Source organism: Nonomuraea sp. CX421 (assembly GCF_059358955.1).
Window position 1 is genome coordinate 86,755 of record NZ_JCADBK010000027.1, and the last position, 10,254, is coordinate 97,008.

The window sequence follows — 10,254 nt, forward strand, 5'->3', positions numbered from 1 at the left end:
GGCCGTGGGTTCCCACAGGTCACGAGTTTTCCACAGGCCGTGAGGCCGACGGGGTGCTCGTCCACAGGCCGGGGCCGGTCGTACCGGCTGCCAGTAGGCTTTGACCATGGCTTCAGCACCGCACTGGCCCGCGCCGACCGCGAGCGCTCCCGTCGTCGCGTCCGTCCGTCTGCCCGGCTCCAAGTCGGTGACCAACCGCGCCCTGGTGCTCGCCGCGCTGGCCGACGGCCCCGGCACCGTGCGCCAGGCGCTGCGCAGCCGCGACGCCGACCTGATGGTGGCGGCCCTGCGCGCCTTGGGCGCGACGCTGGAGGCCACGTCCGAGACGGCCGCGGCCGTCGACTGGCGGGTGACCCCCGGCCCCGTCCGAGGCGGCGCGAGCATCGACGCGGGCCTGGCGGGCACGGTCATGCGGTTCGTCCCTCCGATGGCCGCGCTGGCCGACGGGCCGGTGTCGTTCGACGGCGACCCCCACGCCCGCAAGCGCCCCATGGGCCCCATCCTCGACGCGCTGCGCACCCTGGGCGCCCACATCGACAACGACGCCCTGCCGTTCACCATCCGCGGCCCGCTCACGGGGGGCGAGGTCACGATCGACGCCTCGGGCTCGTCCCAGTTCGTCTCCGGCCTGCTGCTGACCGCTCCGCGCTTCGCCAAGGGCGTCACGATCCGCCACGTGGGGCCGCCGGTGCCGTCCCAGCCGCACATCGAGATGACCGTCCAGATGCTCAGGGCGGCCGGCGTGACGGTCGACGACGGCGACCGCGACATGTGGCGCGTCGAGCCCGGCCCCATCGCGGCCATGGACCTGACCGTCGAGCCCGACCTGTCCAACGCCGCGCCGTTCCTCGCCGCGGCCATGGTCACCGGCGGCACCGTCACGATCCCCGGCTGGCCGCATCAGACCACCCAGCCCGGCGACACCCTGCGCGACCTGCTGGCCCGCATGGGCGCTACGGTCCACCTGTCCGACGGCTCCGAGCCTGCCGCCGGGCGGTCCACGGGTTCCGGCCCGCTCACGGTCACCGGCACGGGCCCGGTTCACGGGATCGACGCCGACCTGCGCGAGGTGGGTGAGCTGACTCCGACCATCGCCGCGCTGGCCGCCCTCGCCGATTCGCCCAGCCGCATCCGCGGCGTGGGCCACCTGCGCGGCCACGAGACCGACCGCCTCGCCGCGCTGGTCACCGAGATCAACCGGCTGGGCGGTGACGCCGAGGAGACCGGCGACGGGCTGATCATCCGCCCGCGTCCCCTGCACGGCGGCGTCTTCCACAGCTACGACGACCACCGCATGGCCACGGCCGGCGCGGTCATCGGCCTGAGGGTCCCCGGCGTCGAGGTGCCCGACATCGCGACCACGGCCAAGACGCTGCCGGAGTTCGTCCAGATGTGGACGGCCATGCTGGAGGCTCGATGACCGACGGTGCGGGGCCGGTGAGACGGGTACGTGTGGGGGCGGAAGCCACGGGCATATCCGGCCCGCGAGGCAGGCAAGCGATCGCATGGGAGTAGGCCGCTGAGAAAGCGGGAGTATGACGAGGACGACGTAAGGGTCAGGCCAAGCAAGGGATCACGGCCCCGGACCCGCCTCCGTCCTGCGCACGAGGACGCCGTCCAGGGGTTCGTGGTGGCCGTCGACCGCGGCCGCTACACCACGCTGGTCGAGCCGGAGCGGTCCAAGGGGTCGGCGCAGAAACGCAGGCAGCCGCAGCGGCGGCTGGTCGTCGCTATGAAGGCGCGCGAGCTGGGCCGCAAGGGCATCGTGGTCGGCGACCGGGTGGCCCTCGTGGGCGACGTGTCCGGCGACCCGCACACGCTGGCCAGGGTCGTGCGAGTGGAGCCGCGCACCTCCATGCTGCGCCGTTCGGCCGACGACACCGACGACACCGACGGCATCGAGCGCCCGGTCGTGGCCAACGCCGACCAGCTCGTCATCGTCACCGCGCTGGCCGACCCGCCACCCCGGCCGCGCATGATCGACCGCATCCTGGTGGCCGCGTTCGACGCCGAGATCGACGCGTTGCTCTGCCTCACGAAGCCCGACCTGGCCCGGCCCGACGACCTGGTGGCCCTGTACGAACCGCTCGGGGTCTCCCACGTGACCGTGCACAAGGGCGGCTCGCTCGACGAGCTCCGGGAGCTCCTTCAGGGGCGCATCAGCGTGCTGGTCGGCCACTCGGGCGTGGGCAAGTCCACTCTGGTCAACGCCCTCGTCCCCGACGCCAACCGGGCCGTGTCACAGGTCAACGCGGTGACGGGCCGCGGCCGGCACACCTCCACCTCGGCGGTGGCGCTGGAGCTGCCGGGGGGCGGCTGGATCATCGACACACCCGGCGTGCGCAGCTTCGGTCTGGCCCACGTCTCGGTCGAGACCGTCCTGGCCGGCTTCCCCGACCTGGTCGAAGGCACGGTCGACTGCCCGAAGGGCTGCACCCACCTGGGCGACGGCTGCGCCCTCGACGCCTGGGTGGCGGCCGGTCACGCCGACCGGGTCCGCCTCGAGTCGCTGCGCCGCCTGCTGTCCAGCCGCGACGGCAGCCCCGACGACTCCTGATCTCTGAACATTCCGGCCCTGCGAGGGCCATCTCAGGGCCGTCCAGACGCACTCGCGCCGCGCGGCTGGGGCGGCTCACCCAGAAAAGGGGTGATGCCACACTGATGCTCGGCACACCCGGCACGGTAGCGTGGCTGACCGTGCAGGGTTACTCCGATGATCTACGCCTCGCGCATGTCATGGCGGACGCCGCCGATGACCTGACCTTGCGACGGTTCAAGGCGGTCGACCTCAAGGTCGAGACCAAGCCCGACCTGACCCCGGTCAGCGACGCCGATCGCGCGGCCGAGGAGGCGATCCGCGGCACCCTCCGACGGGCCCGGCCGCGTGACGCGGTCGTCGGCGAGGAGTTCGGCCGCACCGGCTGGGGTGCCAGGTCATGGATCATCGACCCGATCGACGGCACCAAGAACTACGTGCGCGGCGTGCCCGTGTGGGCGACGCTGATCGCGCTGATGGAGCACGGCAAGGTCGTCGTCGGCCTGGTGTCGGCCCCGGCTCTCGGGCGACGCTGGTGGGCGGCCACCGGGGGCGGCGCGTGGACCGGCAAGAGCCTGACCAAGGCGACCCGGATGCGCGTGTCGTCGGTCGGCGAGCTGGGCGACGCGTCGTTCTCCTACTCCAGCTTCGGCGGCTGGGAGAAGACCGGCAAACTCGACCACTTCCTCGACCTGAGCCGCGCCTGCTGGCGCACCAGGGCCTATGGCGACTTCTGGTCGCACATGATGGTCGCCGAGGGCTCGGTGGACGTGTCGGCGGAGCCGGAGCTGTCGCCGTGGGACATGGCGGCGCTCACGGTGATCGTGGAGGAGGCCGGCGGCGTCTGGACCGACGTCGCCGGGGTGGCGAGCCTCGAAGGCGGCAGCCTGGTCTGCACCAACGGCCTCCTGCACGACGAGGTGCTCAGCCGCCTGAACGGCACCGCTCGCTAGCGACGGTCCCGCCCCGCCGGGTCAGCAGCCCGGCCCGCGCCTGGATGGCGGCCGTGACGGCGTCCAGCTCGCGCTCGTCGGCGATCGTCATGTTGTCCTCGTAGGTGACGCCGGGCGGCGGGGTGTCGTGGCCCAACGGATCGGCGTCCCAGAAGTTGCCCCGGTAGACGATCTTCTCCAGCGGCGGGCTGACCTGCAGGACGGCCGTGTTGTCGGCGCCTGCGACGACGTTCGACTCGACCGTGACCCAGGCGGCGCCGTAGTCGGTGTAGAGGGCGAAGTTGTAGGGCGTACGCGTGTCCTTGATCACATTGCCCTCGACGACGGCGCCGTTCTCGTACGAGTCGCCCTGGATTCCCGACAGGTAGACGCCTCCCCCGTCGGCCAGCACGCTCATGCTGCCCGAGACGACGTTGCGCAGCACGCGGGTGCCCACGCCCGGCCCGGCCGTGATCCCGCAGTGCGGCACGTCGGTGATCTGGTTGTGCGCGACCGTCACGTCGCGCGTGCTCAGCAGGGCAATGCCGGGCGAGCCGGAGTAGTCGAGCCCGGCCCGGTGGATCCGGTTGTCCTCGACGAGCACGCCGTGGCTGCCGGTGACCGCGATGGCGGAGGCGGACAGGGTCTCGAAGTCGCACCCGCGCACGACGGCGTCGCCGCCGCCCGACAGACCGAGTGCCGTCGCGCCCAGCCGGACGAACCGGCACCCCTCGATCTCCACGCCGGACGTGCCGTCGAAGACGACGCAGGCGGGGATCGTGACCGCTTCGAGGGGAATCGTCACCGAGGCCCCCTCCCCGAACGTCACCATGTCGATCGCACCGCCGTCGTGGTAGCCACTCCCGTGATAGTGCAGGAACCCTTCCGGACGGCTCGGCCGCAGCCAGGTGGCGTCGGCGAAGACCAGCCCCCTGAAGGAGATGCCGCGCGTGCCGGTGGCGCGCACCAGCGTCTCCAGCACCGGGGCGACCACCCGCGTCCGCTCCGGACGCTGTCCGGGCAGGGGCAGGTAGCGCAGGACGTGGCGGCCGGGGCGCGAACGGTCCAGGACGAACGTGCCGGGCTCGGTGAGGAAGCTCGCGTCGTTCTCCACGCGGGTGGGCAGGCCGGGGCCACGCGACGTCTGCCCCTCCCAGGTGGAGTTGTAGAGGTCGGCGGCCCAGCCGAAGGCGGGCTGGGCCATGGTGATCACGGTCTCCCGGTCGTCGCCGGACACGGCGGCCACCCCGCAGCGCGCCTCGGTCCACGGGTAGACGCCGCGGTGGACGAACTCGACGTCGCCGGGGCTGCGCCAGTCTCTCGGAGCGGCGCTGTCGGTGACGTAACCGGTCTCGGTCATGGTGGCCGTGCCGGGCAGGCCGTCGATGGCGGCCCGCTCGGCCCGGCGCCCGTCGACGTAGAGCTGGCGCGTGTCCAGCGGGCCGACGTCGGCCACCCAGACGCCGCCGTCCTCTCGCCAACCGGTGATCTCGCGGCCGCCGCTGATCACGACCTCCTCCTGCTCGGGAGTGCCGTACCCGCGTGCCTGGAAACTGGTCCGGCCGGAGTCGGCCGCGGCAAACTCCAGCGGGGCCGTCAGCGGGTACGCGCCGCCGCCCAGGTGCACGACGACCTCGCCGGCCACCTCGCGCGCCGCCGACCGGGCCCGGCCGAGACTTGCGAACGGGCGCTCCGGCGTGCCCGGCCACGCGTCGTCACCGGAAGGCGAAACATGGAAATGGAACACGAAAGCCCCTGCCTTTGCCGTTTATGGCATACACGTAGTAATACAGCATAAACACAAGGAGCGTCTATGAGAGGCAGAGCCGAAGATCCCGACCACGGCGTCGAGCTGCTGTGGCGTGGCGCAGGCGCGGAGCCGCGGCCGGGTCTGAGCCTGGCGCGGATCGTCCGCGCCGCCGTCGAGGTGGCCGACGCCGAGGGCCTGGCCGGGTTGTCGATGCGCAAGGTCGCCGATCGGCTCGGCTTCACCACCATGTCGCTCTACCGCCACGTCCCCGGCCGCGACCAGCTCGTCGACCTCATGCGGGACGCCGTCATGGCCGAACGCCCCCTGACGCCTGCGGCGGCAGCCGCACCCGGCCCGGGTGTGTGGCGAGCGACGCTGGAGGCCTACGCGCGGGAGTCGTGGGAGCTGCGCAGGCGGCACCCCTGGCTGGCGGAGATGCGCGGCAGCCGGCATCTGCCCGGCCCGAACGGCGTCGCGCACTACGAACACATGCTGAGCGCGGTCCGGCACACCGGTCTGACCCCCGCCGAGGTGATCGCCGCCGTGGGGCTGGTCGGCCGCTTCCTCGACGCCGAGGCCCTGCTGCTGGTCGAGACCGCCCGGCAGGAGCGCGAGAGCGGCGTCAGCGAGGAGGAGTGGTGGGGCTCTCGCGACTCACTCTTCGAACGCCTCGATCGCTACCCGACGCTCACCTACCTCTGGGAGGCCGGCGGCTACGACCACCCCGAGGACTCCTTCGAGTTCGGCCTGGCACGGATCCTCGACGGCATCGAGTTGCTCATTCAGAGGCGTGACGAAACGCGTGACGAAATCTGCCAGATCTGCGGTAGGCCGGTAGAGGCCCCGGCCTCCGGACGTCCCCGTAAATACTGCTCACACGCCTGCCGCCAGCGCGCCTACCGGCAACGCGGCCCCGCCTGACCACCCCATCCGGCCGTGCCCACTGGATTCAGAACGCGCTCGGCTACAACGCCAGCACCCGCTCGACCGCCGCCATCAGCCCACTCCGGTACGCCTCCCCGTACAGGACCACGTGAACGAGCAGCGGATGAAGCTGGTGCAGCGGAACCCGGTCCCGCCAGCCCCCGGCAAGCGGACTCTCCTCCCGATAGGCGCCGAAGATCCGATCCTGGTACGCCACGCCGAACAGCGCCAGCATGGCCAGATCCGTCTCCCGGTGACCGCCGTGCGCCGCGGGGTCGATCAGCACCCCCGAGCCGCCAGACCAGAGCACGTTGCCGCTCCACAGGTCGCCATGGATGCGAGCGGGAGGCTCCGGCGGCCCGGCGACCTCGCCGAACCGGTCCACGGCCTGCTCGATCAGCCGTACGTCACCCGAGGACAGTCGCGCCTGCCGTACGAAGGGGAGAACCCGCTGGGCCGCATAGAACTCCGGCCAGTCGTCCGTGGGCGTGTTGTCCATCGGCAGCTCGGCGATGAAGCCGGGCCAGGGCGCGCCGAAGGCGGGCGCCCCCGCGCGGTGCAACCGGGCGAGGTCGCGGCCGAACCGCTCGGCGGCCTCCGGCGTGGGACGCTCGGCCTCCACCCACGACAGCACGAGCCGGTCGCCTGCCACGTCGATCACCTCCGGCACGGCGATCGCCTCGCCCAGCCAGCGCAGCCCTGCGGCCTCGGAGGCGAACAGCTCGGACGCGCCCCCGGTCTTGGCGAACACCTCACGCCCGTCCTCCGTCACGCCCCGGCTCAGCCGCCAGCCGTGCGACGAGCCGAGGTCCTCAGTCGATCTCATCGGCGATGTGCTTGACGATGCCCTCGGACGCGGCCCGGACCAGCTCAAGCACCTCCTCGAAGCCCTCGGTCCCGCCGTAGTAGGGATCGGGGACCTCGGCGCCCTCCGGCGCGTTGGGGTCGAACGACCGGAAGAGCCGCACTTCACTACCGAGCGGAGCCATCCTCCGCAAAAACGCCAAGTTGTCCCGATCCATGGCCAGCACCAGGTCATAGCGATCGAACCAGTCCTCGGTGAACTGCCGCGCCCGGTGAGCGGAGCCGTCGTAGCCGTGGTCGGTCAGGGTCCGCAGCGCCCGCTCGTCCATCGGATCACCCGCGTGCCATCCCCCGGTGCCCGCGCTGTCGACCATCACCCGCTTGGCCAGCCCGTGCTCGGTCAGCGTGTGGCGCAACACCGCCTCGGCCATCGGCGAGCGGCAGATATTGCCCATGCACACCAGGCATACGCGATAGGTCATACCCTCCATCATGAGGGCCAGCGGGTGCCGCCGGCGCCCCCACCCACCCCGATCGTCGACCGGCCGGCCCGGGCGGCCCCGAGGTCACGTCGAGCAGTGCCGGAACGACTTCATGATCCGTGTGATGACCCCCTCAACGGTCGCGATGCCCTGGTCGACGTCGGTGCTGCCCTCGCTGAGCACGGCGACGGCGTAGTGGTGGCCCCGGCCCCGGATCAGCCCGACGGTGACGACGGCCCAGCGCTTGGTCGACACGCGCTTCAGCCAGCCGTTCTTCAGCACGACATCGTCACCCGCGCAGGCGGCGGCGCTCACCCCCCAGCCCTGGCCGTCGACGACGTCGCCCATCAGCCGCAGAACCTGGGCGCGTTCCTTGGCCGGAAGCGGGCTGTCGTCCGACACCAGTGCCCGCAGCAGACGGATCTGGTCGTCGGCGGAGGTGGGGGTGATGCCCCAGCAGTAGAGGTCGACGCACCTGCCATCGACTCCCCGCGTGTGGCGCAGGCCGTACTTCCTGCCTGCCTTGGTGAAGCCGGAAGCGGCGCCGATGCGGAGCCAGAGGCGGTCGGCGGCATGGTTGTCGCTGTAACGGATCATGAGCTCGGCGTCGCGCCTGATCGCGGAGGAGAGTTCGCGCCACGAGGTTCTGAGGAGGAGGGCCATCAGGATCAGCACCTTGGCGGAGCTGGCGGTGATCAGAAGCTCATCGCGGTGATAGCGGAAGGTCCGGCCGGTGGAGAGATCCTTCACCGTGGCGCTGACCCGGAGCGGCCGGCCGGACAGGAAACCGTCGAGGCGCTTGGTGATCTTCCTGGCGGAGACAGGCGGGTTCTGCGCGGCCCGTGCCTCCTTGACCATCTCCCTGTCGTGCTCCTGGAGCCTTGCCGGGGCCCTCGCCTGGACGGGCGTCCGAGACTGTGCCACGGGCGCCCGCCCGGCCAGCGGCCAGGCCGCTATGGACAGCAGAAGGGCGAGCGCCAGAAGCCGACATATCGCCTTTCCCGCGATCACTCATGAATTATCACGACGAAGGCCAAGGCCCGCTAGGCGGGTACGGCGAGCAATCTCGCGATCGAGTCGTCGTCACAGGTGTCCCAGAAGCCGCCTACGACATCCTCCAGATGCTGGAGCGAGTCGGCCTGGAACAGCACATCCTGATATTTCGTGATGTCGTAGTGGGTGGTGCCCATCGCCTGGATGTCCAAAGGCCGGATGTCCATGCCTCTGAACTCCTCGATCTCCCCGTACGACGACAGAATCCCCGCCCCGTACGCCTTGAGCTCCGTCCCTTCCCGCATCACCCCGAACTCCAGCGTGAACCAGAACACCTTGGACACGAACTCCAGCGCCTCCGCACTCTCCACTCTGCGCGCGGCCGCCCCGGCCAGCCGGTAGAGCGCCGCGTAGCGGTCACTGGCCAGCGCGTTGGCGTGCCCGATGACCTCGTGGATGACATCCGGCTCCGGGGTGTAGAAGGGCACTGAATGGTGGCGGATGTACTGAGTCGAGTGGAAGTATCCGTCGGCCAGGACGCCGTAGAACTCCCGCAACGGCACCAGCCCGGCGGCCGGCAGATAGCGGAACCCGGTCAGCGGCTCCAGCAGCTGGCTGACCTCCTCCAACTGCGGGATCCGTGCCTCCGGCAGCCCCAGCCTCGCGGTGCCGGCGAGATACTCGGCCGTGGCATACCGGCTGTGCTTGGCCGCCAGCTCCCTGGTGACCAGCGCCCAGATCTCGTGCTCCTGCTCGGTGTACTCAGCGACGGGGATCGGAGTCCCCCTGCGATGGTTCACCGCCAGCCCGGCGATCGCGTTGCGCCGTGCCCGGTAGACCGGATCGGCGAAACCTGGATGCGACGACGCCAGCTCGACCACGACCGAGCCGTCATCCTGCGCCGCGATCGGGGCGAAATACTGTGCTTCCTCGAACATGTCCTAGATAACAGCAACTCCGGAGATTCCTGGCAAGAGCGCTCAGTTTCACTGCGCGATACGCTGGATTCAGCACGAAGTTGATCGACTTTTATGGTCAAATCGCATAGTCGAGGAGGAGTCGTGGACGAGCTGGACGCCCGGTTGCTCGTGACCATGCGAGCGCGTCCCCGGATAGGTCTCACCGAGCTCGCCCGGGTGCTGGGCGTCGCGCGTGGCACCGTACAGGCTCGCGTCGAGAAGCTGACCGCCCGGGGAGTGATCGAGGACTTCGGCCCCACGGTCTCGCCCGCGCACGCCGGCTATCCGATCCTGGCGTTCGTCTGGCTGCAGATCGCTCAGGGACGGCTGGTCGAGGCGGTGCAGGCTCTGGACGCCGTGCCACAGATTCTGGAGGTGCACGGGACCAGCGGTCAGCACGACCTGTTCTGCCGCGTGGTCGCCCGGAGCACCGATCACCTGCAGGACATCATCGCCCACATCCTGGCATCGCCGGCCGTACAACGGACTGACACAACGATCTCGCTATCCACTCAGATCCCGTATCGCATCGAACCGCTCCTGCAGGCACCCTGAAACGCGAGAAGGGCCCCACCCAACGGTGGAGCCCTTCTCAAACAATTGTCCGGCGGTGACCTACTCTCCCACACCCTCCCGAGTGCAGTACCATCGGCGCTGGGAAGCTTAACTTCCGGGTTCGGAATGTAACCGGGTGTTTCCTTCCCGCCATAACCGCCGTAACCCCACGAAACACACAAACAACAAACGCTGTTTGCAGTCTCAGAATTGCCTAGTGGACGCGAGCAAGAAAGCTTTGAGGTCAAGTCCTCGGCCTATTAGTACCGGTCAGCTCCACACGTTACCATGCTTCCACCTCCGGCCTATCAACCCGGTC

General features: G+C 70.3%; 10 protein-coding genes and 2 rRNA genes. 5 read left to right on the plus strand and 7 right to left on the minus strand.

What is annotated here, in order from left to right:
• Positions 1 to 106: 106 nt before the first annotated feature.
• From aroA to hisN, 3 genes are all read left to right on the plus strand, one after another.
• A complete protein-coding gene (aroA, locus tag AC5L3X_RS33360; RefSeq protein ID WP_494862334.1) occupies positions 107 to 1,420 on the plus strand; it encodes a 3-phosphoshikimate 1-carboxyvinyltransferase in 1,314 nt (437 codons plus the stop codon).
• A gap of 99 nt (positions 1,421 to 1,519) precedes the next feature.
• The gene (gene rsgA, locus AC5L3X_RS33365; protein WP_494862350.1) at positions 1,520 to 2,557 is read left to right on the plus strand and encodes a ribosome small subunit-dependent GTPase A; all 1,038 of its coding nucleotides are present in this window, start codon (positions 1,520 to 1,522) and stop codon (positions 2,555 to 2,557) included.
• Between the two features lie 104 nt (positions 2,558 to 2,661).
• A complete protein-coding gene (gene hisN, locus AC5L3X_RS33370) occupies positions 2,662 to 3,489 on the plus strand; it encodes a histidinol-phosphatase (RefSeq protein ID WP_494862336.1) in 828 nt (275 codons plus the stop codon).
• On the opposite strand, the gene AC5L3X_RS33375 is transcribed toward hisN, so the two are convergent.
• Positions 3,461 to 5,215: a right-handed parallel beta-helix repeat-containing protein gene (locus AC5L3X_RS33375; protein WP_494862338.1), complete on the minus strand. Its 1,755-nt coding sequence runs from the start codon at positions 5,213 to 5,215 to the stop codon at positions 3,461 to 3,463. The genes hisN and AC5L3X_RS33375 overlap by 29 nt on opposite strands.
• 66 nt (positions 5,216 to 5,281) lie before the next feature.
• Here AC5L3X_RS33375 and AC5L3X_RS33380 point away from each other — a divergent pair, with 66 nt between their 5' ends.
• A complete protein-coding gene (locus AC5L3X_RS33380; protein WP_494862340.1) occupies positions 5,282 to 6,139 on the plus strand; it encodes a TetR/AcrR family transcriptional regulator in 858 nt (285 codons plus the stop codon).
• Positions 6,140 to 6,182: 43 nt separating this feature from the next.
• Here AC5L3X_RS33380 and AC5L3X_RS33385 read toward each other — a convergent pair whose 3' ends face one another.
• The 4 genes from AC5L3X_RS33385 to AC5L3X_RS33400 all read right to left on the minus strand — a co-directional run bounded on the left by AC5L3X_RS33385 (position 6,183) and on the right by AC5L3X_RS33400 (position 9,359).
• On the minus strand, positions 6,183 to 6,968 hold the full coding sequence (locus AC5L3X_RS33385) for a fructosamine kinase family protein (RefSeq protein WP_494862341.1): 786 nt from the start codon (positions 6,966 to 6,968) through the stop codon (positions 6,183 to 6,185).
• On the minus strand, positions 6,955 to 7,428 hold the full coding sequence (locus AC5L3X_RS33390) for a low molecular weight protein-tyrosine-phosphatase (protein WP_494862343.1): 474 nt from the start codon (positions 7,426 to 7,428) through the stop codon (positions 6,955 to 6,957). Before AC5L3X_RS33390 ends, AC5L3X_RS33385 begins: the two co-directional genes overlap by 14 nt.
• 84 nt (positions 7,429 to 7,512) lie before the next feature.
• The gene (locus tag AC5L3X_RS33395) at positions 7,513 to 8,352 is read right to left on the minus strand and encodes a serine hydrolase (protein ID WP_494862345.1); all 840 of its coding nucleotides are present in this window, start codon (positions 8,350 to 8,352) and stop codon (positions 7,513 to 7,515) included.
• A gap of 119 nt (positions 8,353 to 8,471) precedes the next feature.
• Positions 8,472 to 9,359, minus strand: coding sequence for a phenylalanine 4-monooxygenase (locus AC5L3X_RS33400; RefSeq protein WP_494862346.1), 888 nt, complete (start codon positions 9,357 to 9,359; stop codon positions 8,472 to 8,474).
• A 123-nt stretch (positions 9,360 to 9,482) separates the two neighbouring features.
• Between AC5L3X_RS33400 and AC5L3X_RS33405 the strand changes: the two genes are divergently transcribed.
• Complete coding sequence (locus AC5L3X_RS33405) at positions 9,483 to 9,935, plus strand: Lrp/AsnC family transcriptional regulator (protein WP_494862347.1); 453 nt, start codon at positions 9,483 to 9,485, stop codon at positions 9,933 to 9,935.
• 47 nt (positions 9,936 to 9,982) lie between these two features.
• Here the strand turns inward: AC5L3X_RS33405 and rrf are convergent.
• Together rrf and AC5L3X_RS33415 are read right to left on the minus strand one after the other, a co-directional pair.
• Positions 9,983 to 10,099: ribosomal RNA gene (gene rrf, locus AC5L3X_RS33410) — 5S ribosomal RNA — on the minus strand.
• Positions 10,100 to 10,175: 76 nt separating this feature from the next.
• Positions 10,176 to 10,254, minus strand: a 23S ribosomal RNA gene (locus AC5L3X_RS33415); the annotation flags it as partial.